This window comes from Candidatus Harpocratesius sp., assembly GCF_054039255.1.
Genome location: NZ_JBPLBG010000028.1, coordinates 1 through 22,467, shown reverse-complemented (window position 1 = coordinate 22,467; position 22,467 = coordinate 1). Strand labels below are relative to the sequence as shown.

At 28.7% G+C, this 22,467-nt stretch carries 22 protein-coding genes and 1 tRNA gene; 11 read left to right on the top strand and 12 right to left on the bottom strand.

Translation table 11 applies throughout. The features are described from left to right. Positions 1-438 precede the first annotated feature (438 nt). On the top strand, positions 439-888 hold the full coding sequence (locus ACXLDF_RS05265; RefSeq protein WP_457557448.1) for a hypothetical protein: 450 nt from the start codon (positions 439-441) through the stop codon (positions 886-888). A 176-nt stretch (positions 889-1,064) separates the two neighbouring features. Here the strand turns inward: ACXLDF_RS05265 and ACXLDF_RS05260 are convergent, their stop codons facing one another. The 3 genes from ACXLDF_RS05260 to ACXLDF_RS05250 form a co-directional block, all read right to left on the bottom strand. After that, a complete protein-coding gene (locus tag ACXLDF_RS05260) occupies positions 1,065-3,524 on the bottom strand; it encodes an alpha-amylase domain-containing protein (RefSeq protein ID WP_457557447.1) in 2,460 nt (819 codons plus the stop codon). A 238-nt stretch (positions 3,525-3,762) separates the two neighbouring features. Next, positions 3,763-4,077, bottom strand: coding sequence for a MazG nucleotide pyrophosphohydrolase domain-containing protein (locus tag ACXLDF_RS05255; RefSeq protein WP_457557446.1), 315 nt, complete (start codon positions 4,075-4,077; stop codon positions 3,763-3,765). Positions 4,078-4,256: 179 nt separating this feature from the next. Further along, entirely contained in the window at positions 4,257-4,463 is a 207-nt protein-coding gene (locus tag ACXLDF_RS05250) for a preprotein translocase subunit Sec61beta (RefSeq protein WP_457557445.1), read from the bottom strand. A 185-nt stretch (positions 4,464-4,648) separates the two neighbouring features. Here ACXLDF_RS05250 and ACXLDF_RS05245 point away from each other — a divergent pair, with 185 nt between their 5' ends. Next, positions 4,649-6,472, top strand: a complete 1,824-nt coding sequence (locus ACXLDF_RS05245; RefSeq protein ID WP_457557444.1) for a hypothetical protein — start codon at positions 4,649-4,651, stop codon at positions 6,470-6,472. 236 nt (positions 6,473-6,708) lie between these two features. Next, complete coding sequence (locus ACXLDF_RS05240; RefSeq protein WP_457557443.1) at positions 6,709-7,338, top strand: Trm112 family protein; 630 nt, start codon at positions 6,709-6,711, stop codon at positions 7,336-7,338. A 34-nt stretch (positions 7,339-7,372) separates the two neighbouring features. On the opposite strand, the gene ACXLDF_RS05235 is transcribed toward ACXLDF_RS05240, so the two are convergent. From ACXLDF_RS05235 to ACXLDF_RS05220, 4 genes are all read right to left on the bottom strand, one after another. Beyond that, on the bottom strand, positions 7,373-8,032 hold the full coding sequence (locus tag ACXLDF_RS05235; protein WP_457557442.1) for a hypothetical protein: 660 nt from the start codon (positions 8,030-8,032) through the stop codon (positions 7,373-7,375). 96 nt (positions 8,033-8,128) lie between these two features. Next, positions 8,129-8,749 (bottom strand): hypothetical protein, encoded by a 621-nt coding sequence (locus ACXLDF_RS05230; protein WP_457557441.1) that lies wholly within the window; start codon positions 8,747-8,749, stop codon positions 8,129-8,131. 141 nt (positions 8,750-8,890) lie between these two features. Continuing rightward, positions 8,891-9,310 carry a hypothetical protein gene (locus tag ACXLDF_RS05225; protein ID WP_457557440.1) on the bottom strand — a complete coding sequence of 140 codons (420 nt, stop codon included), beginning with the start codon at positions 9,308-9,310 and terminating at the stop codon, positions 8,891-8,893. Positions 9,311-9,870: 560 nt separating this feature from the next. After that, positions 9,871-10,314: a hypothetical protein gene (locus ACXLDF_RS05220; RefSeq protein WP_457557439.1), complete on the bottom strand. Its 444-nt coding sequence runs from the start codon at positions 10,312-10,314 to the stop codon at positions 9,871-9,873. Between the two features lie 140 nt (positions 10,315-10,454). Between ACXLDF_RS05220 and ACXLDF_RS05215 the strand changes: the two genes are divergently transcribed. The 3 genes from ACXLDF_RS05215 (at position 10,455) to ACXLDF_RS05205 (ending at position 11,936) form a co-directional block, all read left to right on the top strand. Further along, the gene (locus tag ACXLDF_RS05215) at positions 10,455-11,252 is read left to right on the top strand and encodes a hypothetical protein (protein WP_457557438.1); all 798 of its coding nucleotides are present in this window, start codon (positions 10,455-10,457) and stop codon (positions 11,250-11,252) included. A gap of 283 nt (positions 11,253-11,535) precedes the next feature. Further along, positions 11,536-11,724 carry a hypothetical protein gene (locus ACXLDF_RS05210; protein ID WP_457557437.1) on the top strand — a complete coding sequence of 63 codons (189 nt, stop codon included), beginning with the start codon at positions 11,536-11,538 and terminating at the stop codon, positions 11,722-11,724. After that, entirely contained in the window at positions 11,697-11,936 is a 240-nt protein-coding gene (locus tag ACXLDF_RS05205) for a hypothetical protein (RefSeq protein ID WP_457557436.1), read from the top strand. Before ACXLDF_RS05210 ends, ACXLDF_RS05205 begins: the two co-directional genes overlap by 28 nt. 321 nt (positions 11,937-12,257) lie before the next feature. Here ACXLDF_RS05205 and ACXLDF_RS05200 read toward each other — a convergent pair. The 4 genes from ACXLDF_RS05200 to ACXLDF_RS05185 all read right to left on the bottom strand — a co-directional run bounded on the left by ACXLDF_RS05200 (position 12,258) and on the right by ACXLDF_RS05185 (position 16,239). Continuing rightward, positions 12,258-12,330 (bottom strand) — tRNA-Gln (locus ACXLDF_RS05200). Between the two features lie 915 nt (positions 12,331-13,245). Continuing rightward, complete coding sequence (locus tag ACXLDF_RS05195) at positions 13,246-14,409, bottom strand: hypothetical protein (protein ID WP_457557435.1); 1,164 nt, start codon at positions 14,407-14,409, stop codon at positions 13,246-13,248. Positions 14,410-14,415: 6 nt separating this feature from the next. Continuing rightward, positions 14,416-14,871 carry a hypothetical protein gene (locus ACXLDF_RS05190; RefSeq protein ID WP_457557434.1) on the bottom strand — a complete coding sequence of 152 codons (456 nt, stop codon included), beginning with the start codon at positions 14,869-14,871 and terminating at the stop codon, positions 14,416-14,418. A gap of 516 nt (positions 14,872-15,387) precedes the next feature. Further along, on the bottom strand, positions 15,388-16,239 hold the full coding sequence (locus ACXLDF_RS05185; protein WP_457557433.1) for a hypothetical protein: 852 nt from the start codon (positions 16,237-16,239) through the stop codon (positions 15,388-15,390). Between the two features lie 116 nt (positions 16,240-16,355). On the opposite strand from ACXLDF_RS05185, the gene ACXLDF_RS05180 reads away from it, so the two are divergent. Next, the gene (locus ACXLDF_RS05180) at positions 16,356-16,556 is read left to right on the top strand and encodes an ATP-binding protein (RefSeq protein WP_457557432.1); all 201 of its coding nucleotides are present in this window, start codon (positions 16,356-16,358) and stop codon (positions 16,554-16,556) included. A gap of 34 nt (positions 16,557-16,590) precedes the next feature. On the opposite strand, the gene ACXLDF_RS05175 is transcribed toward ACXLDF_RS05180, so the two are convergent. Beyond that, on the bottom strand, positions 16,591-17,142 hold the full coding sequence (locus ACXLDF_RS05175; protein ID WP_457557431.1) for a chromate resistance protein ChrB domain-containing protein: 552 nt from the start codon (positions 17,140-17,142) through the stop codon (positions 16,591-16,593). Positions 17,143-17,537: 395 nt separating this feature from the next. On the opposite strand from ACXLDF_RS05175, the gene ACXLDF_RS05170 reads away from it, so the two are divergent. The 4 genes from ACXLDF_RS05170 to ACXLDF_RS05155 all read left to right on the top strand — a co-directional run bounded on the left by ACXLDF_RS05170 (position 17,538) and on the right by ACXLDF_RS05155 (position 22,354). After that, positions 17,538-18,626, top strand: coding sequence for a glycosyltransferase family 2 protein (locus ACXLDF_RS05170; protein WP_457557430.1), 1,089 nt, complete (start codon positions 17,538-17,540; stop codon positions 18,624-18,626). Positions 18,627-18,641: 15 nt separating this feature from the next. Beyond that, entirely contained in the window at positions 18,642-20,411 is a 1,770-nt protein-coding gene (bshC, locus tag ACXLDF_RS05165; protein ID WP_457557429.1) for a bacillithiol biosynthesis protein BshC, read from the top strand. Positions 20,412-20,430: 19 nt separating this feature from the next. Next, positions 20,431-21,450 carry an amidohydrolase family protein gene (locus ACXLDF_RS05160; RefSeq protein WP_457557428.1) on the top strand — a complete coding sequence of 340 codons (1,020 nt, stop codon included), beginning with the start codon at positions 20,431-20,433 and terminating at the stop codon, positions 21,448-21,450. A gap of 220 nt (positions 21,451-21,670) precedes the next feature. After that, complete coding sequence (locus ACXLDF_RS05155; protein ID WP_457557427.1) at positions 21,671-22,354, top strand: ADP-ribosylation factor-like protein; 684 nt, start codon at positions 21,671-21,673, stop codon at positions 22,352-22,354. Positions 22,355-22,467 lie beyond the last annotated feature (113 nt).

The following is a 22,467-nucleotide window of genomic DNA, read 5'->3' as shown; positions in this document are numbered from 1 at the left end:
CTGTTTGATCAATGCTATCTTCTGGACCCAAATATTTCTGCCAAGTTCGTCGTGAACTACCATTAATCCATTTCCTTTTCTCTAAATAAAGGTAGTTTTTTCCTTTGATTTTTTTTCGAACAAGATAAGTCATTATATATAGTTAGGGTAAAGATATATATAAATATATTCCTTTAAATCGCTTTAGATTGTATATTTTATAAAAAATAAAAATTATAGTTAGGGTAAAGGATATTTTATTGGAAAAATAGACTAAAGGTATGAATAAAAAGATATACTATTGAAAAACAGGGCTATTTTAGGAGATAATTTGATTTTACAAATAAAATAAATTATGTCGGAGTAATTTTCAAATGAAATGCAATATAAAGATTAAAAAAATTAATTAACTTGTAAACTTAAGCTTTTAATAAAAAAAAACGAAGGAATGAAAAAATCATGAGTCAAAAAAATATTGAAGATTATCAAGCTGAAATAAAAAAAGTAGAAGAAAAAATTTCAGCATTAAAGGAAGAATATGCAAAGAAACAAGAAGTAGCAACAACAGAAGTAAAAAATAAGTTAGACGAAATTGAAAATAGTCAAGGTAAAGAAGTTCAAAATCTTGAAACTGACATGAATTCCAAGAAAGAAGCATTAGAACGTGCGATGGAAGCATTAAAAAAAGCAAAAGAAGAATATCAAGCTGCGAAAGAAGCGCATAAAACTTCGCTGAAAGCATATGAAACTGCTAAAAAAGAACTTTCTAAAGAACAAGACACTGTTGAAAAATCCTTAAACAAAGAATTAAACAATTTAATTAAAGAGCAAAAGAGTAAGATTAAGGAGTTTGAGAAAAAAATAAAAGCTGAAGAAAAAGCAATCGCAAAAGCAAATCAAGCGAGCTAATGATTTGATTATCTTTTAAAACATGCATTTTTTTATTTCTTTTTAAAATTTATTATTGATTTTTAAGATATTTAGGTGAACATACTAATATATTTAATTGATGAGATGAAAGTGATGAAAGTCAATAATTTTTCAAGTTAAAAAAAATGTCATAGAAATTATAATAAAAAAAAGTATTATTGCAAATTTGTATTATTACATTTTTTATTATAATATCGATATGAGATGGATTTTATTAAAATTGCGGTGATACCGAGAAATATCGTCAAAAACATGAAGGATTTAAAAGAGTATCCTGAAATCTTGTGTGTTGATAAATTATCATCAGTATCATCTGATTTTGTTCCATCTGAATCTGTTGTTGAAGTATTTGAAGGAATTTGACTATTGTTTTCAGATAAGACATGAATATTAAGAGGTTCAGGCATCGTTAACCAAGAAAAACTATCACCACTAGAATCAATCTCAGAATTTTGAGGAGATGTATCCATCGCTCCATATCGTCCTTTAACACTTGAATACACAATCATTTGAAAATCACCACCATTTTCGAGTGAAAGTTCGTCTAAAGGAATTTTAAATTCTATAAAGCCCATATAAGGATTAGTAGCAAATCGAGTCTGTTCAACAATGCCTCTATTCTGCCAAGTTTCTCCTGTCCAGCTGTAATGAGTAATATTTTCTACATGTTTAAGATATCCGGGTATACTTCGATTATCTAATACTGCATAATAAATTTCATCAGGTAAATCATTCCCAGTAAAAGAAATCCCAGAGTGCATTCCAGGATCTTCACGATTACCTCCAGGTTTCGTGTTAAAACTGAAAATTAAATGAATTGGATCTCCCATCCACTCTAAAGTACCAATTCCCACCCCAAGATAGAGATTCTCATCATCGTTTGTTATATAAACGCGATTTAAATCAACTTGTCGATAACCAGCATCACCATCTTCATCAAAATAAACAGGTTTCCACCAATTATAATCATATTGACCATCTATTGTAATTGTAGCCTTTGAGATATTAGTGAAAGAGTGGAAATTAGCATGATCCAGAATTGGATTTACGCTACGAATCGTAGAATAGTTTGAAAAAATGGCATATCCCATTGGAGGAACTGAAAGATTCACAAATCCATCATTTTGAACGTCAACAGCTGGAGCTTGACCAGTCAAATCATAAAGTCGAGTATCACGCCATTTTGATTTTACAGAAACAGTTTTCCATGTTGTAGGTGCATCGTTTAATGCAAGTATTAGCCCAGGATCACCATTTCTCTGCATAATATATAAATCAGGATCAGAATAAAGCACAGATGTAGTTCCCCGAGCAAATTGCTGGCGAATTTCACATAAGGTGCGAATATGCCAATAATAATTAAAATCATAATAATCTTTCCAAAAGATCATAGGGTAGGATTCATGCATTAAAATATAAGCATAACCTAACTCCCGATGATATGGAACTTTATCACTATCATCTTTATGTGTGTCATGATTTGCGACAAAAGTAATGGTGTTATTTGGGCGTAGGTGCATCAAACCTTTTGACAATAAATTACGCATATCATAGCTTCCATTTTCCATTACCATATCACGAAATTCATACATAAGCGGAAAATCAAATCCGAAGGTAGAATAGCCCACAGAATTCAAGGCATCATCAATTTCTTGACTTGTAATTGGAATACCATTCCAAAATTCAGAAACAGAAAAACCTCCCACATAAGTTGCCCAATCTTCAATCATCGAAGGTGCAACTCCATAAGCTACATCAAATCGCCATCCATCATAACCAATCTCATCTCTTAACCAATCTCCATATTTTAGTAGTTCATCATGCACATAAGGGTGAAGATGGCATAAATCAGGTAGATTTCCCCATGCTAAATTATCTTGTTGCCCATATATACATGGATAAAAATGAGTATAATTCCGTAAAAAGCGACCACTCGCAACATGCATAAAATCAGTATAGGTATCTTCCCCAGTAAATGCATTATATTCAAGCCATCCTCCATTATTATGATTAATGACAATATCTGCAATAACACCAACATCTATATTATTTGCAGTTTGAATTAGAGATTCCAAAGCAGTTCTGGTTCCGTATCGCGTTCGTACGCGCTCTTTTTGCATGAATTCACCCAAATCATAATAATCATAAGGTTCATAGCCATATGTAGAAGTATCACCAAATGGAGTCTTTTGAGCTGGGGGTAACCAGAGTCCATCGATTCCCAAGTTGCTTTTCCATTCAGATACATGATTTTCAATTACCTGCCACCATAAACCATCATCAGGAACTTTCCAATAATATGGTTGAAATAAAATTCTGTCTCCAACAGGAATGACGAGGCTTTTATTTATGTCTAGATTGTTTTCTTGTGAGAGAATTGAAGGTTTGGTTATTATATTCATACTATATGATGAATAAATATCATAAGCATGAGATTGGAAATTCAATAATGAAAATGAAGCAAATTTAGAATTAAGTTTCAGAGAATCATGATTATTAGGAGCGGATATTATTTGAAAAGGAAATATTCCAAAAAAAATAAGTGTAAAAAGCCAACACACCATACCCTTATATAATATTTGCTTCATTCGATTAGGTATTACTAGATGATTCATATTATATTTATTCATTTCTTAAATTTAATACAATCTATTTAGATATAATTAAAGAAATGAGCGTAGCTGTATAAATCGTTCATTTTAATGAAATAAGTCGACGCTACAATTGCCATAATCACTACATTTATCACAATTACCACAATTTACACAATTTACACAATTAGCAAATTTACGGATTATTAGCATAATTACAAAAATTACTATAATTGATACAATTTCAATAATTATCATATAGTTATAACGATGAAAGATTTTTATGACATTGGCATGGATTCTTACCACATTTTAGACAATAACCAGGATATTTCTTGAAAACTGCTTGATCTAATGAAATATCCAATAAATTTGCAAGAGACGCACTCCACGCTAAAATATCAGCTAATTCTTCGGCAACTGCTAATTTATTTATAAATTTTGGTGCTTTTTTCAATTCAGCCATTAATTCTCCGATTTCTTCACCCAACCATAATGCAGTTCTATGAAGTCCACGCTGCGAGTCAAAATGAAAGTAAAGATCTTTCATTAATTTCTGAAATTCTTCGATATCCATCTACTTAGGTAAGATAAAACAAGATTTCATTAAAGATTTTATCTGAAGACTTTTTTAAAATGAAGATTTTTTTAGTAATCAGCCTTATACTTAGAAATAAAGTAATGAAATGTAGGAAAAAAGGTTAAAATAAATATGAACTCGTTTATAAGACAAAATTAATTTTAGTTGATCTTAATTTAGAATAACCAACTGAATACGCCTACATGCATAAGTATTACAACGACAACTAATACTCCTGCCAATACGAGAGTGGTAACTGGTGAAAACTTAATACCATTTGAAGCATCTTGATAAAAACGGATTAATCCTGCTCCACCTGAAGGCATTGGAGTTTCACTTGATCTTCGTTTACTTCTCGAACTACGATTAGATTTTTTAGCCATTAATTATTTGAATGGAATCCTTAAAAAAAAACTTTTGATTTGATCCATTGTGAATGCAAAAAATTTGAGTGAAGTGGGAAAAACTAATTCGCACCTTAAAAAAAAAAATGAACCATCTCTTTTATTTAAACGCGTAAATTATCACTCTTAGATTATTAATCGCAGAAATAAAAGGTATACCAAGCATGTTGCGACAAAAAACACTCTTTAAATTTGTCTTTTTCGGTGGCCTTCTGCTTCTCTTCTTGACCCCGTTTATTACCACGGGATCTACATTATACGAGCAGCAACCAAGTGCCCAAAATATAATAAATGCACCTTTAAGTGCCACCGGGGTTGATTCTAATATCTATATCAGAAATTTCACACGAATAATTTCTATAAATGAAAGTGGATTTATCACCTATGAAGATTCATATATATTCGTAAATGATGGCCCAAACACTCATTTCAGTCTTCCTATCGGACTTACAGAACAAGAAGCTGAAGAACTAATTTACTACCAAGCATATGATCAAAACATGGGCCCACTTACGGCTCAAATGTCCAATTTAAAGCTTAATCAAACTAATATTCTTGAAGTTTTATTGACTGAACCTTTAAAACCTTATTCTGAAATAGTCATCAATATTAAGATTAGCATTAAAGGATTCATTAATTATCAAAGTACCTTTGGACGCTTTGTTGTTTATCTTCAATTAGCTCCACGCTCTCCATTTTACATAGATACATATGAAAGTGAAGCTCACGTTCCAACTACAGCACAAAATGTTCAAGTATCTGATAATTCGAATTATGTTGGACCTCTAGATGGAGATTTGGCAAACGTACATAAATTTTATCCTGGAAGTGCAAATCCTTATTCAGATATTTATAACACTATTATTTTTACTGATAGTGAAGCAAAAATTATCCAAATAAACCAGATCGATAGAACAATTACTGTAAATCCATGGGGTTATATTCGAGTTGTTGAAAATCATCAAATCCAAAGCTTTACAAATGGTTATGTCACTGAACTTAAATTTTCTTTACCTGAAGGTTATTCAAATTTGAAAGTCTATGATGATTTAGGTGATATAAAAGAAATAAAACCTGCGAGTACCACAAATTCTAAAGGAATGGTAGATATTACAGTTCAATTTATTATAAACAGAGCACCTCTTCAATATGGTCAGAAAATGGATTATACAATCTCTTATTATTTAGATTTTAATAAATACTTTTCAAATCATTTTGGAGAAAAGAACTTTGCAATCGATCTCTATCCTTTGAAAACTAATTATCTAACCATTAAAGTCAATACAAGAGTAGAACTTGAAAATGCAAGACATATTGAACGAATTAGTTTAGATACAGAGCAAATTGTTGAAACTGCAGAAGGAATTGTCATTGAAACAACAGATACATATATTACTCCTTATCATAATTTTCATTTTGATGTTACATATAAAATCAATGGCTTTTTAATGATTGATCGCGCAATTATCTTCAGCCTACTCTTCATTGCAATTGGATCATTATATGTGATTAGTGCATCACGAAGAGAAAAGACAGAAGATATTGTTATCAGTGCCACATCAATTCCTATTAAAGAACTTCAAGAATTTGTTTCCCTTTATGAAGAAAAGAACGCTATCACTATAGAATTAGATTCACTAGAAAAGAATTACCTGAAACGAAAAGTTCAGAAAAAAGCTTATGTTCGGGAAGAAAAAACATTAAATACGAAATTGAAAAAGCTTGAAGAAGAACTTTTACCCTTCAAAAAGGAATTACTTGAATCTGCTACTGCAGTTGCCAATGTTATACAAAAACTAGATTATTTAGAAGCAGAGAAGATTTCATTAAAAGATAGTATTAGGAACCTTAACAACCGCTATCGTAAAGGAAAATTACCTTCAAAAGCAGCATATGATAAATTATCTCGAGACTTTGAGAAAAAATTAGAAAGTGCTCAGCGTAAGATCGATCGCAATATTAATGAATTACGAAGCTATCTATTATAAAATAAAAATTATTCTTATTTCTTTTTTTTTTCGATTTTTCCTTTTTACTTATGTACTTATCTATTTTTGCTTTATTTTATTCAATTGATATTGTTTTTTATTTGATTATTCTATTTTTGTTCACATTTTTATTTTTTAAGATTCTCTTTCTTTTTTAATAATCTTTTTCCTTTTTAATTTTTTTTTTCTTTTTGAATAATCTTTTTCTTTTTGGTAATCTTTACAATTTTGAACTTATGAAATTATGGCTTCTAGAAATTTTAGCATGTCCTATTGATAAAAGTTATCCGTTGGAATTTTCAATCCTTTCTTGGAATAATCCAGAATCAACACACTTAAAAATCAAAAACTTGTTGCAAAATTATTCTTCAGGAAATGTCCTTTTTGAAGATATGAAAAGCCCGATTCATTTTGAACAATCAAATTCTACAGGAAAATGGATGATTTATGATGATCTCATAATTAAACCTATTCCATTCGATGAGTACCTTCAAAAACTATTAGAAAAAATACAAGAATTAGATGTGGTGCATGATCTTGGCTTTAAAGAAGGAGAAAAATTATTAAACTTTATCAGGTCAAAAATTAAGTCAAAATTGGAAGATGCATTAAGAAAGATAAAGCAAAAAGAAGAAATTCACCTAATTATTAAAACAATTCTTCCAGATTTAGAATTTTTAAATCTCTATAAATATCATTTAGAAATTGAAGATGCTGTAATTGTTTGTCCAAAATGCAATCGTTGGTTTCCAGTTTTTGATGCGATTCCACAATTACTTCCAGATACTCTTAGAAAAAGTGAAGAAGATGATTTATTTAAAAAAAAATGGAATCATATATTTAAATTTCCTAATAAAGATCATTAACATTATTTTTCTTTATCTTTTAATTTTGTATATATTATAAATCAAGGATTTCTCCCCATAATAACTTGATATTTTGCTCTTCTGCTATTCGAATAAGTTCAGAATTAATCCGTATTGCAGCAAAAATCAATTTAGTAGGAGTTTTCTTGTAAATGTAAGAGTATAGTTTCACATTTTGCAGAAAATGAGCAATATCATCTGCGTTACCAGTTGCTTTAAGCTCAATTAAACATATATCCCCATTTTCCATAATAATGTCAATATCAGTTCGATATCCAGGATAAAAAACAACACCTTCTTTATCTATCAATGTAACTGATTCAATAGTTTCTGGATTAATATTTTTCAATTTTAAAGTTGCCTTAAGCAAATCTCTTGTTAAGATTTCAATTGCTCTTCCCTCTTTAGATTCAATACGAGCGATATCCAATTTTAGCGATTTCAGTAATTCTGATTGCTGATCGAATTTTTTGTTCATAGAGGTAATTAAATCTGCAATATACGTTTCCATTTTCTCAAAGCGTTGATCCATTTTTTCAAAGCGTTGATCCATTTCAGTCATAAGATCTTGAATATCTTCGCGTGTTGCAATTACACCAGATAAAGCAGTTATTATTGCACCCTTTACAGCATCGTCTTCACGAATTAATTGTGGTAATATTTCCTTAAAGAAATGTAGATCAAATTCAGGCATTCTATCATTATTATAGTAATTTTTATTAATAAAGATCTTTAAAAAAAGAAAGCATTTATATTCGCTTTAAAATCATAAACACGTAAAAATTATTTTTTATTTTGATTTTTTGGCTGATTTTTTGGCTAATTTTTTACCTATTTTCTCTAAAACTCCAAAAAATCCAAATCCAAAAGTAAGCGCACTTAAAATCATAATTAAGCCTGCAATTGTCCTAGATGTTTCTGAAAAATGTTGAATTGATTCTCCCACTAAGATTAAGAATAAACCAATTCCCATCCCTAAACTTTTATAATCAGACCGCCTTCTAAATATCAATAAAAATAACCAGACAGTCATTATTGTAATAATTGTTGCCAAGATTGTGAATAAATGATACTGTGGAACAATGTAATGCACAATAGTTATGATAATTACCCCTATTGTAACTGTAATTTTAATCCACAATTTTAATTCGAGTACTTTACTTGAAAATAAAAATAGTAGCAATATACTAATTACACTGATCAAAAATGCAATTTGAAAAACGATATTTTCAATTTCGAAAATTAAGGTGAAAAACAAAGTTATCCAACCAATACCAGCAGAAGTGAAGAAGGCAATCAAGTAAAGGCTTAGAAGGTTGTTATTCTTCACATATTTTAATATTAACTGCCCATCAATTATTATAAACATTAAGCCGATTATTAAAAACCCTATTGCATATATTATATTCATGATTTTGCACTTTCCAGAAAATTATTCATTTCTTTATTTAATATATTTTAAAAAAGTACATGTTAATTTTATGCATACCTTATAACATTTTGAAAAACTTTTTAGCACTTAATTTCACAAATAACATAAAAGTGCAGCACATTACCAAATTCCATCGATTACATGTGTTTTATCAGAAAAAAATTCATCTACATCCTTTGAATATATATCAAATTGCTCAATATTTCCACCATTAAATCCTTTTAACATCTTTTTGCTAAATCGCTTTTCAAAAATTTTATAGAGTGACTTTAGAATATTCCGAAGATGCTTCTCTTTTTGAATTGATTCAGTCAAACCAATTATAATTATTTTTGTTTCAAGATTTCTATAAAATACCAAAAATTTCTCTCCAAGGTTCAAAGAACTTATACTTTGTTTTGAAGTAAATTCGGTAAACTGATTAATAGCTGTTAGAAATCCCCCAAATAATTCCACAGATTCAGTTGTAGTATTATTAACTGTATGATATAACACCAAACCTGCTTCATTGATTATCCAGATTTCATTAAATTCACGCATCAGCCATTATCATCTTCTTTTACCGCATTTGTTTGTTGCTTTTCATTTGTTGTTTTTCATTTGTTGTTTTTCATTTGTTGCTTTTCATTTGTTGTTTTTCATTTGTTGCTTTTCATTCATAATTTTTTTATTAAAATTATTCTGCAATATGTGCAGAAAAAACGCACATAAATATTACATAACTTATACATGCAATTGTGAGATTATAAAATTTTTGACATTAATTTTAAGTAACCTTTTCATTGTGCTAAAAATTTACAATCTTTTCGATTATTATATTTCTAAGCTTAATCTACTGGGATATTTCTCTTTTTTTGGTCATCAGCACAATTATCTATAATACATGGCTGAAATATGCATTATATATTATGATAGCATATTCTTCTAAATATTTATCTTTCTAATATTCAAATTAATCTTTTTCCGTAGCCTTCTGCTCTTATTCTTGACCCTATTTATCCTCATATATGCCCATATGTATATATATCAATGAGAAGATCCCGATATCACAAAAACCACAAATACACCATCAAGCACCACTGTTGTCGATTCTAGTAATTTCATCTACAAAACTCACACGTTTCTTTTTCCTTATTTTTTTGAAGTTCTTGTTTCTCTTGTTTCTCTTGCTTCTCTTGTTTCTCTTGCTTCTCTTGTTTCTCTTGGATCTCTTGGATCTCTTGGATCTCTTGGATCTCTTGATTTTCTTGCTTTTTTATGGACCTAAAACCGAAAATTTTCAAGGTTACGTTATTTTGTTTTAAAGGTTGGCCTATTTTTGTTAAACTTGCAGGATTGTAATATGTGTGCTTTTTTTCACATAAATTATAGTCCGCGAGTTCTTTTTTTTGAAGATATGAGATTTCTTTCCCTCTATCAATAAAATCCGGAAGTAGATCTGTTTTTTTGAAAAAAAAATTATATAGTAGAAATAAAGCAAACCGTTCCTTTATAAGAGAAGAAAAAAGACCATCGTATGAATCTTTAAAAGAAATTATTAACACCTAATTTTGAATTTATTGTTTTTTTATGAATCACTGTATTAGGTGCGAATAAGTTTTTTTTACCAAAATTAATTTGCAAAAAATATACCAATATAATGATAGAAATGAGAAAATTAATTAGAAAGTTCAGTAATAATGAAATGTTTGACTTCATTGGAAGAGATAGTTCAGTAATAATTGATGGTCGTAAAGTAAGTCTTAGTGATGATTGGAAACTTAAAAGAGATTTGGGTGGCGCAATGCGAGGTTTCGAATATAATGTTGTAGGATCCCTACAGTCTCCTGCAAAACCAATGGTAAATAATATAATCTCTAATATTAAAAAGACAATCCCTGATTCTGATAGAGTTTTGACCCTTTGGAAAACAGGAAATATTTTAAGAAGAGTATATAGAATTGGACAAAGCGCAAAAGAATTTGCTAAGAAATCTGTAGAATTATTTGCATCAATGTCAAATCCCATTACATTTGCTATAAGTTCTTATAAAACTATAAAAGCAGGATTTGATCTTGTTTCAAAAGTAAAAGAGATAAATACTCCTGATTTTTATTCTGCAGGATTAAGCTTAATTATTGATAGAGAAAATTTCAGACAAGACTATAAAATGATGTTTAATCAAATGATTATCCCTCAAATTAGAAACTGGAATGGAACAATCATAAATCAAGGTTATAATTCAGATGGTGCATTCGAATTTAGTTATAAAAGACCATCTATTTTGACAACAAATATTAAGAAATTAATAAAATCCTCAAGTGATTCTAAAGCACTTAATATATTTTCAGAAATTTTCTCAACTTTATCTATAAATAGATTTTACTATCAGCCCAATAAAAAACGAATCTATCAATTAATTATCTCTTTTCCATTTTATGCTGACTCATACACAAATAATTACAAAAAGTTCAGAATGATTGCTGAAAATTTTGAAAAGTGAGGGTTTAGAAGAAAGAAAATTACAGAATTTAAATATAATGGAGGGTAGTAACATTATTTATCGATATCTTTAATTGATGAATTTTAAAATTTGAGGCTCTTTTAATTTTTTCAATTTTATTTCCAAATCGTAAATTTATTTCGACCTATCTATTCATCTGTTTACTATGCGCATTAATTTACTAGATAAACGATATATATTCATTCAGAAATGCTTAATTAGAGATTTCCATAAAGTTTAAGTTTCACACCTGTTTTGGACAATTATAATAACTCGCCTTAAAATGCCCGTTACAAAAAAATATCATGATTTTGTGATAGAATCTGATAATAATGACCAGATTGTTCTAAAATCAATTCAAATATGTTGTCCTATTTGTCAATCTCCCCTAGTTGGAGAAGATAGAACAAAAAAGCGAGGAAAAACTTGCGAACAAAGCTATCAATGTCGAAATCCAAATGTTCTTTCCTAAATAATGCAAAACATGGGAAACAATTTACTGTTTATTCAAGTTTATTCATCAAAAGCATTGTTCAAATGTATTTAGAGGAAATTATTGCGAATTTGTTTCCTTCTCAAAATAATTTTACCAATATTGCAAATGATTATTCAATTTCTTCCAGTTTAATGACTCATTTAAGCAAAAAATTTCAAAATGTGCTAGATAGACAACATAGGCTCTAAAACTTAGTTGATTGGTTCAAATTCATTATTATTATTTTCAAGATCAAAACATCAGAAACGATTGAGCAAAAAATTCAAGCATTCATCATTTGTCAAAAAATCCATTAATATTATTTAGTTTGACTTTTAATCATTATTTCCAATCAAATTTCTTGAATAGAATGATACGTAAATCTCCTTTATTAAAACTCTTAGTGTGAGAAATTTATGTGAAAAGGAGTAAAAAAATAGTGTGAATTAGTAGGCCCTTCGTTTTAATATTCATCGAAAATGCAAAATTTGGAAAATTTATTTAACATAAACTATGAGAATGAAAATTAGTAGCTCTGCGAGGATTCGAACCTCGGTCAGCGGGGTCAAGGCCCGCCATGCTTGGCCACTACACTACAGAGCTAAATTTTTTATTTTTTTTACATAAAATACTCTTTCAATAGAGTTTCTTATCTGAAAGAGAATTCTTATGGATATTAATTGGTAATCTATAAAAAAGTTTACGAAAAATCGATCGTAATAAAGTTATATAATAAGAATTTTATTGGTATAGATGTTTACGGCTTTAATCTGAATTTTAATTAGGTGCAAATAATTTTATAGATGGAAGGAATTTTCAAGAATCAGTGAATTTTAAACTTATTCGCACTTGGAAGATAAATAAGTAATTTTTTTTTCGGTGAATATTATATTAGGTGCGAATAAGTTTTGATAACGAAAATGATGGGTGATTGAAATTGCATTTTGAGATATGATCGATTCAATATATCCAATCAGATATAATAGAGGGATGTTAGATTGGCATTATGTGCGAATAACTTTGTAAAGAGCTTGATGAACAATTTTTGATAAGTACACCGATTTATGGCGTAAAATGTAGATCTATTATTTCCAACTTTAGAACTGTATTAATTTATTGGAATGGAACTTATGGAAAGATATTGGTAAAATATGATAATAAAATTTAGAAATCAAGATGAATTATTCAAGATTTTCTAATCAGATGAAAGAGGGAAAAAATAAAAATGAATTGTATTTAAAATGATATAATGAATATAAAAAAGAAAAAAGGAAAAGGAAAAAAAAGGAGAATATGCTTAATTGGAGTTAAAGGAATTGGAAAAACCACATTAATGGGAACTTCAGGAGTCATTATAAAAATAAAATAACCTTTTTCATTACATTTCTTGTATGATCTCCAAATTAATGTGATTATTGAATATTTTATTATTCACTCTGAATTTATATTAAGAGTTAAGTTATCTCAACCCATTACGATTAATAAAATAACCAAAAATAATAGATTTTAATTATAACACTAATTTAAAAAATCGAAAGAAAAGATCTCATCCATTTCTTCATTTGAAATGATTACAATTTCCAAATTTCTTTCTGAATATTTCCAATCTATAGGCTTTTTTCCTGTTGTTAAAAAATACCCTTGGATTTTAAGATCACATCCATTTGATTGAAGAATTTCATGAAATAACATGACTCTTCCAAGGAATTTTAAAAAATTGGATTCTTTATCTTTTTTTTCTTCATCAAATTTTTGTTTACACTCAATACATTTAATTTTTTCATGATTATAGGCTAAAACATCGAAATTTAGATGAATATTAATTTGGAAATTATTAATTTGCTGAATATCAGATTCCAAATAAGCATTAAAATTATTATTATTCAATAAATTTGCGATAAAATTTAAAATTGGAGTATCTTTTTGAGGATTTTTGTTTTTGAATGTTATTTCAAAATCTTTTTCACCCCACAAATAAAAACGCCATTTATTAATATTTTCATACATGTTAATTGATTTGATTAAATTTGGGAAAGAGATATTTGTAAGGTTGACAGGTTTTAGACACTCTTTTTGAGTAATATTTGTTGATTTTGGATTCATATCAATAATTTTGTAGGTTTTTACTTGAAATTTCTCTTCAAAATTAAAGAAAAATATACGAAGGTTTTGAAAATTGTTATTTACACATATTACACCAACTGGATTGAACCCAATCTTTTGACTCTCAGTAATTAATTTTTGTATATTCTCCCATCTAGCATTTTCTTGGAAACGCCAGAAATGGTTCTTTATCGTAGTAAGGATTTCAATCAAAGAATTTATTAGGTTATTGTCCGCTAACTCATCAAATATTAAAGATAAAAAAGAGAAATCCTTAGATATTTCATTATTTTCAAAGGGATTATGATTTTCTGGTGATAAAGGATAAACAAAAAAATGATTTTCATTTCGAGCTAAATCTAATTTAGTTTGAAACTTAATATCTTTCTTTAATCCCTTTTTTTCTGAATCCTTATCATAATTGATTCGAGAAGAACTATTGTATTGAAAAAATGAGAAGTATTCGGGAGTGAAATAGATGGGATCTAGTTGATGTAAGCTTTTAAACAGTCCATTTAACTGAATTTGGGATGTAATTCTTATTTCAGTCCTAATTTTAATTTCAGATAGTTCTTTCATTGATTTTCATCGAGATAAGAGAATTGATTCCCCAAATTTTTTGTTTTTAACTTCATCTAAATTATAAACTTTTTCAAGAACATCTGGTGTTTTCATAGAATTAATTCTTGAATGAATATCTGAAATCAAATTTAATTTATCTTGATTTAAGTTGTTTGATAAATCCTTAAGAAGATATTTACCTTCCTCTGTAATTCGATATAAATTCTTTTCTTTTTTTTCAATCAATCCACCGTTAATCAAAGACTCAACATCATTTTGAATCCACTTAGAATATGGGCCGTTATGCCATTTTACAAAATCATAATGGAAAACTTTGCCAATAGATCTTAGTTTTTTCGCTTCCAAATTAATAAAAAAAATTAGTTTAACCAGTTTGATATTTCCTTGAATTTCTCCTATAGAAATTAGATATAGTAGATATGCTTTATCTTCATTCATCTCTAAATAATTTCTTCCCATAGATTATCACAAATTAATATCAAATTTTTTAAAGTTCTTAATAATACTATATAATCAAACAAATTTAAAGATGAATAGCATGAAATTTCCAACTCTTAAATCACTTCAATTACAAAATATTCACCCATTTAATATTATAGGAGCTCAAATTACATTCAATAAACCAGTAATTATCTCGCAATTATTCATGTAATTTAATATAACATAACTCTGATTATTTGTTTGTAATTTTCTAACTTATTCGTTCATTAATAATAGCGACAAATTTGACCATTTTTCCCTGTGCATCTATCTGTTTTGATAAAATCTGGTCGATATATGATTGTAAAATAAAAGTTAGAAACAAAGAGGAAAAAATTGTAATTATTTTTTAAATAGAATTCCAAATTATTCAGCTGTAATGATTATTGATTGTACGAGCATTGTTGCGCTTCTATTGATCAATCATTATTCCTTTTTCTTCAATTTCCTTGATTATTCTACCATTTTGTATATATATCAATAATTCCCATTAAATTAATCACCTAAAATCATATGAACACCTTTGAGATCAGATTTTAGTAAAAATTCTCGAATTCTTGATTGAATATAAGCTTTATTTTCTCTAAGATATTTCCATTGGTGTTGGTTTTGATTGCTTGAGTGAGGGAAAATAATAACTGGTATTTTTAAATTCTCTATATATCTCAAACGTAAAATTCGATTGTTATTATCATCTTTTTCAACTTCTTCTTTTTCAGATAGAGCAAACTCTTCACCCAAATTAACCCACACCGAGTTACCAATTCCTTGAATGATTATCATAATATTTGGGTTTAATTCATGAAGAATCTTGATTTCTTCTTTTAGATATGAAGCACAATTAGTTCGTGCATATTTTTTATCTGTGCAAAGACATTTTGCAATATCCGTGATATAAGCAGATTTTAAAATATCTTTGAAAAATAGATCTAATTTTCCTGAGATTGGAGTGATATTTCTATTTCTATTTCTACATTTTACACTGGAAGGAAAGTACTCATAAGCAATATGAGTATGTGTTTTTACTTTTTGGGAAATTTCTTTTCCAATAATAATATAATTAATATTGTCAAGATTCGAAACCCATCCTGGGAATTCTTGCTGTAAAACAAAACGCTTTGCTGAGATACAGTTCCCACATCCCTTTAACTCTAGTATAGTTTTTCCTTTACTATTTTTTATATTTATCGGAGTAAATCGTACGTAGTTTTTCCAAAAAGCTTCAATTTCGTTATTAGTTTTATCAATTTGATCAGATTCTGAGTTGAGATAAAAACTAACAACATCAGAACCGAAGATTTTAGTTAAAAGTTCTCTATATTCTTTCTTCAACTTATCTTTTAACATTTTTAGTCATTTTCTTTATTTTATATTGATAATAAAGTGTTTTCTTTGTAAGAATTTATGTTTTATCTCTAAATATTGAAGGTGAACTACTCTGCATTGAGTTGATAAATTGTTGAATGAATGGTATTGCCCCAGATATAATTGAAAAAATATTTGATCCATATTTTACAACAAAGAAAACAGGGCACGGGTTGGGTTTAGCCTTGTGCTATTCAATAGTGAAGAATCATGGAGGAATGATAAAAGTAGAAAGTAAAGTGAACGAAGGAACCACCTTTTCTATTGTACTTCCTTTACAAATTGCAAAGAATGAATAAAAAAAGGTAAAAAGTTACATAGATTTTTTAATAACTATTTTAATATCTTTGAGGGAAATTCTTTAATTTTCTTCTTTATAAATTCACGTCGTTCACCGCGCGATTTAAAAGCAGAAATCTCATCCTTATATTGTTCGTATATAATTTCTCTTTGGAAAAATGTATAAAGTGCATCATATACAGGGAATTCCTTTTCCAAAGCTTCATGGTCTGAATTACATAATAATGGCGTTCCACTAGCAACTACTTCAAGGAGCCAAGCCATTGGTACTCTTTCCAATCCTCCTGAAGTATCTGCTGCTCTCACAATTTTCTGCACTTCAGCTAATGCTTTGTCCTCAGATAAATTGTATTTTTTACAAATGGCATCAAAAGTGCAGTATTTCACACCATTTTCTTCATAATGATCTAGTTCAACACCAGTACCTGCAGTATCAAATGGAATAGCGCCTGTTTTTTCAACGAATTCCATGATTTCATCACGTGGAAGAAAAACAAACTGCGCATTTATATCCACAAATCGACGAATTAACCAAGGACAAGCAACACGATCAACATGTACATAATTTCGAGTAGTCCATAACATTGGAATCGATTGAACTAAAGAACAAGATAATTTAAAGTTTTATTAAAAAAGGAACAAGAAAACAAGAAGCAAAGAACGAACCTACATTTATCAATAGCATTTTTTTATTATCATATATCATTTTTTTAGCTAATGATGAAATTTTATGAAATTTGGCGAATTTTGATGAATTTTGATGAATTTTTATGAAATTTGGTGAATTTTGATGAAATTTAGCTTTTTTAGGAAATCGATTTTAACCGAAAATCCGAATATAAATAAAGGACGATAATGTAACTTTCTTTATAACGCATTCAAAGGATAAATTTCCACCTTTGACCAATATAATATGTTATTTCATATTTTAATTATTGAAATTTCAAATATTCATTTTAAACCAACTTTAGGAAGAGAAAATGAAAAAAAAAAGGGAAATTCTGAAAATCTTAATAGTAATTCCATGTTATAACGAAGAAGATATGATTATTCAAAGTTTGAATCAAATTAAAAACCTTCAAACAAGATTTGAGCAGTTGTATAAGCAAAAGTTAGATGTTCTGATAATAGATGATGGATCACAAGATAAAAGTAAAATATTGCTCTTAGATTGGAAAGAAAGACCTACTGGTAACAATAGAATCAAGGTAATTTTTAACCAAATAAATAGAGGTTATGGTTATACGCTAAAAGTAGGATTTCATTATGCACAAAAACATATGTACCAGTGGGTAATCACATTTGATATGGATGGACAGCATGAAACAGATTTTCTTGAAGAATTTTATCTTGCTATTCGCGATGCAGGTCAAGATATCCATCTTTTTTCTGGAACTCGCTACAAAAATCCAGAACTTTTCTGGCAGACACCATGGAAAGATCGCTTTTTAGTAAATACAATAATTACAGCGATATTAAATCAATATGGTCTGCCATTAACAGATAGTTTTTGCGGAATGAAAGCACACAGAGTTGATTCTTTAAGCAAACTGCAATTGACATTAACAGGATATGAAATGCCACTTGAAATGATGATAAAAGGGTATTATTCTGGCTGGAAAATTCAAGAAATAGCAGTACCTTTAATATATAAAAACAGAGAAACAATTCAAACAAAAGAAAGAAGTAAACGATTTATTTTTGCACAGGCAGAGGAGCGTTTATCTCGGTATTGGAAAATAATTCAAATATTGATTAATTCTCATCAGACACATCAAAATAATCAAATTATCAATTTTTCGCATTTAATTGACTTATATCAACATTTATATAATTCCTTAAGCAGTATTTCAGCTTCAAATTTTAAAATAATCCAACAAAAAATCCACATTATGGTTGATCGAATATTCAAATCAAACATCTCTTCAAGATTTTCATATAATTTAAAAATAAATGGGACAAATTTAATAAAAGAAAAAAGAAAGAAGAAAAAAGAAATTTGTTCTTGTTTGAAATATAATACATGCTCTCCAACTTGTGAAATTTGCCCACAATGTAAAAGTAATTAATTCTAGGTAATATTAATGACACCATTTGACCCCCTTATACTCTATACTTCATTTGCACAAAACCCAGATGATGCAGTAAAGAAATGGGGAGATTTGTATAGAAATCTTCATCTTGATAGATATATTCCTCAGTCATTTCACAGCTGTTTGCAACTTTCATCAAAAATAATGAACTCCGATAGATCTACAGAACTACGGGCACAATTAGCAAGTATTTTCACAGATACGACCAAAAAACTGGGAGTTTGGACAGAATCAGTAAAATTTAACATAGAAAATTATATAGAATCAGGAAGGAGTATTGAAATTGGACATCAACCCAAATTTTTGGGAGGTGAAAGATTTCTTTTAAATAAACTTGCATGCGGAGGAATTCTTGCAAAATATTCAAGATCAACAAATTTAAACCAACATAATTCTGTATTTCTTCCCTTTCTTTTTATTGCAGATTATGATAAAGTTCACAAAGAACTAACTCGAACAATGATTCCAGTTATTAATTCTGTCACAGGTAGAACATTAAAAATCCCAAAACACATAGAAAATCATTACAATGGGACAAGTATTGCATCTCTTCCACTTCCTTCAGAGAAGGAATTTCAAGAAATCTTAGAAAACATACGAACAACAATGAAATTTTCCTTTCAATCAGCTGCAGAAAACCATTTTCAACGACAACTTTGGGAAGAACGCATGGAATCTGCTATTCAAATTTTACAAACGACTTATCATCAAACATCTTCATCTTTTAATGAGAAGTTTCCATACTCAGAATGGTTTGGACGAATCATAGGAGTTTTAATTAATATAATTGGGGATTACGGCATGGTTTTTGTAAATGCAAATGATTCGCGTTTGCAAAGAATATTCCTTCCTCACTATGAATCAATTCTTCGTGATCAAGATAAATACATCAAATCATATATCCATGTTTTGGAATTACTTGAATCTTATGGATTTAGATCTCCATTTCGACCAATTTCACGCGATTTTGTTCCCTTTTTTGTTTCATGCGATACTCTTGAATGTAATAAACACCGAATAGAACTGCATTTGCGAAAAACTACAGTTTCTTCAAATGTATGGGAAATTTTTGGAACATGTGAGAAATGTAAACAAAGAATTCAATTAGAATTTAATCCCCATCATCCCGATTTATCTGAGTGGCAAAACAAACTTAGTCCACGTGTTGACTCAAGACAGTATTTAGTATCAGCAACAATTCAACCACAAATTCATATAGCAGGAACAGGAGAAACTCGATATTATATGCATGATCTTCCCCTTCTCCAGCATTTTAAAAATGATTTAAACCTTCCAATAATTTATTATTATAATAAAATTACATTACATACTCCATGGACTCGTTCACTTGAATCGCAAATGAAAATCATCCCATCGTTTCATGATACAATAAAAGCACTTATGAAATCAGTCGGAAAGTATAAGAAATTAACAAAGAAAAGCGAAGACAAATCATTATATAAAAGTAGAAGACAGGAAAATCTTAATTTACTTTATTCGATAAATAATTATTTCAATCAACTGGAGAAAATCTGCGATAATGCTTCAACGAACACTGAAATACCATCATTTATACGCAGAAATATAATTCCAGTTTTTAGTGCAAATTTTTTTGGAAAAGTGCGAAAAGAAAAATATGGACAGACTTCAGTCTTTCATTGGATTGATTTATTCATCAATAATGGAAAAAACGCGCTATTTTCGGATTATGAACAGATTTATCGTCCATGGCAAGTACCTGGCCAAAATATTTTGTTATAATAATATATCGGTGAAAAATATGAATACAATTGAGCAATATGTATCTCGTTTAATGCCATCTGAATGGAAAAACTTAAATCTTGAACAAAAATACAAGGGTCCAAAATTTGATGCTCATACACATATTTACCTCAGTGTTGATAACAATTTTACAAATTTTGATGAAGTTCTTAAAGTAGCAGATGCAAATAATATAACTAAAATAGCTGCGATCGTAGACAGAGACATTATTCACAAGCTAGAGAATACATATCCCGATCGGTTTATTCCAATTCGATTTTTGGATAGTAAAAAGTTATTTGAAGAAGATAGACAAAGCATCACTGATATGTTCGATGAAATATACAGCAAAGGATATCAAATTGTTAAATTATGGTTTGCACCACGTTGGAGAGACTTTGTTTTAAAAGAATTCGGAATTTCAGAAAAAAAAATAGAAAAATTCAAACTTTCAAGCCCAATATTTCAACCTATTTTTGAGAAACTTGAAGAATTAAAACTAAAATTATTAATTCACATTTCTGATCCTGATTTATGGTATGAAAAAAAATATCAACCAGAATCAAGATATGGTTCAAAATCAGATCATTTAACAGATTTTGAAGAAATTCTTAAAAATTATCCAAAAATTCAATTTCAAGTAGCCCATTTTGGTGGTCAACCTGAAAATCTTCATAAACTTGCAAACTGGTTGGATAAATATTCTAATTTATTAATTGATACAAGTTCAGCTCGATGGATTGGGCGCGAACTTTCACAAAAGGTTGAAGATTCTAAAAATTTCATCGAACATTATTCTGATCGTATTCTTTTCGGAACAGATTTAAGTTTTGGATGGACACGTGATAATACACCTGAAGCTTATTTTCTTACTCGGTATCTAACATTTCATGTATTATTTGAAACAAATTCAAGGAATATTCCATTACCTTTTCCAGATCCAGAGAATAATAATAAAACAATATTAAATGGACTTAATCTTTCTCAAACAACACTAAAAAAAATATATTTTGAAAATGCAAATAGATTTTATAAATAAATTATAAATCTTCATTTTAGTGTACAAATTATCATCAAATTTTAGCATTTTAACTATATTTAATAGAAAATATTAGAAATACTAACTTTATCAAGATGCTACATTGACATTTTTTTATTTATTATAAAAGATCTAATGTAAATTCTAAGAAGATTTCCAATTCATTATATATAAATAAAGATTGGAATTAACTTCATTAAAAGTATTAGGAGTTGTTTTAATGGGAATATTCTCATTTTTGAAAAAAAGTAATAACAAAGCAGTTTTTTGCGGTTTGGATAATTCAGGCAAATCTACAATTATTTCATTTCTGCAAACAGGAACATTTATAAAACATACACCAACTATGGGCAAAAAGTTGAAAGAGATCGAAGTGCAAGGTACCAGAATAGCTATTTTCGATATGGGAGGCCAAAGCGATTTTCGAGAAATGTGGTTAGGAGAAATAAAAAATGCAAAATGCGTAGTATTTGTAATTGATACCCATGATGTTGATCGATATAATGAAGCAAAAGAAGAGTTAAACAAAATCTTACCTGCAATTATGAAAAATAAAATAAATTTACTGATTATGGCGAATAAAATTGATTTAAATAAAGATTCAACAATGGCTAAAATTATTCGTAAATTTAATTTAACTGAGATTGATAATTTTGAAATTATGGAAATCAGTGCAAAAACAGGGTTTGGAATGACAGATGCTTTTGTCAAACTGTATTCATTGCTTACAGGTGAGAATATCGAAAAAAGTGTTTTTGCTAAAGCAATCTCGATTTATACAAACGAAGGTAAAAAAATCTTATTCCAAAAACATTTAATCGAAGATGATGAAATAAATCAAATGTTTTTGGAAGGTGCTTATTTAGCGGCAATTAAAAAATCTTCACAAATGAGTGTATTTTAAGATCTTAGAATTATAAGTTTTTTCGCTTTTTTGCCAATTCAGCCTCCCACTTCCGCCGCCTATCCCAAAAAGTTTTTTGTCGGTCATTTAAGCCCGGGAGAAGGAGAGGTTGA

Excerpts from the sequence above, each read along its gene's own strand:
- ACXLDF_RS05260 (WP_457557447.1), bottom strand. The coding sequence starts at position 3,524 with ATGAATCATCTAGTAATACCTAATCGAATGAAGCAAATATTATATAAG.
- ACXLDF_RS05265 (WP_457557448.1), top strand. The coding sequence starts at position 439 with ATGAGTCAAAAAAATATTGAAGATTATCAAGCTGAAATAAAAAAAGTA.
- ACXLDF_RS05185 (WP_457557433.1), bottom strand. The coding sequence starts at position 16,239 with ATGTTAAAAGATAAGTTGAAGAAAGAATATAGAGAACTTTTAACTAAA.
- ACXLDF_RS05230 (WP_457557441.1), bottom strand. The coding sequence starts at position 8,749 with ATGAATATAATATATGCAATAGGGTTTTTAATAATCGGCTTAATGTTT.
- ACXLDF_RS05160 (WP_457557428.1), top strand. The coding sequence starts at position 20,431 with ATGAATACAATTGAGCAATATGTATCTCGTTTAATGCCATCTGAATGG.
- ACXLDF_RS05190 (WP_457557434.1), bottom strand. The coding sequence starts at position 14,871 with ATGGGAAGAAATTATTTAGAGATGAATGAAGATAAAGCATATCTACTA.
- ACXLDF_RS05205 (WP_457557436.1), top strand. The coding sequence starts at position 11,697 with ATGTCGAAATCCAAATGTTCTTTCCTAAATAATGCAAAACATGGGAAA.
- ACXLDF_RS05175 (WP_457557431.1), bottom strand. The coding sequence starts at position 17,142 with ATGTTATGGACTACTCGAAATTATGTACATGTTGATCGTGTTGCTTGT.
- ACXLDF_RS05225 (WP_457557440.1), bottom strand. The coding sequence starts at position 9,310 with ATGCGTGAATTTAATGAAATCTGGATAATCAATGAAGCAGGTTTGGTG.
- ACXLDF_RS05210 (WP_457557437.1), top strand. The coding sequence starts at position 11,536 with ATGCCCGTTACAAAAAAATATCATGATTTTGTGATAGAATCTGATAAT.
- ACXLDF_RS05195 (WP_457557435.1), bottom strand. The coding sequence starts at position 14,409 with ATGAAAGAACTATCTGAAATTAAAATTAGGACTGAAATAAGAATTACA.
- ACXLDF_RS05180 (WP_457557432.1), top strand. The coding sequence starts at position 16,356 with ATGAATGGTATTGCCCCAGATATAATTGAAAAAATATTTGATCCATAT.
- ACXLDF_RS05170 (WP_457557430.1), top strand. The coding sequence starts at position 17,538 with ATGAAAAAAAAAAGGGAAATTCTGAAAATCTTAATAGTAATTCCATGT.
- ACXLDF_RS05255 (WP_457557446.1), bottom strand. The coding sequence starts at position 4,077 with ATGGATATCGAAGAATTTCAGAAATTAATGAAAGATCTTTACTTTCAT.
- ACXLDF_RS05245 (WP_457557444.1), top strand. The coding sequence starts at position 4,649 with ATGTTGCGACAAAAAACACTCTTTAAATTTGTCTTTTTCGGTGGCCTT.
- ACXLDF_RS05240 (WP_457557443.1), top strand. The coding sequence starts at position 6,709 with ATGAAATTATGGCTTCTAGAAATTTTAGCATGTCCTATTGATAAAAGT.
- ACXLDF_RS05215 (WP_457557438.1), top strand. The coding sequence starts at position 10,455 with ATGTTTGACTTCATTGGAAGAGATAGTTCAGTAATAATTGATGGTCGT.
- ACXLDF_RS05155 (WP_457557427.1), top strand. The coding sequence starts at position 21,671 with ATGGGAATATTCTCATTTTTGAAAAAAAGTAATAACAAAGCAGTTTTT.
- ACXLDF_RS05235 (WP_457557442.1), bottom strand. The coding sequence starts at position 8,032 with ATGCCTGAATTTGATCTACATTTCTTTAAGGAAATATTACCACAATTA.
- ACXLDF_RS05250 (WP_457557445.1), bottom strand. The coding sequence starts at position 4,463 with ATGGCTAAAAAATCTAATCGTAGTTCGAGAAGTAAACGAAGATCAAGT.
- bshC (WP_457557429.1), top strand. The coding sequence starts at position 18,642 with ATGACACCATTTGACCCCCTTATACTCTATACTTCATTTGCACAAAAC.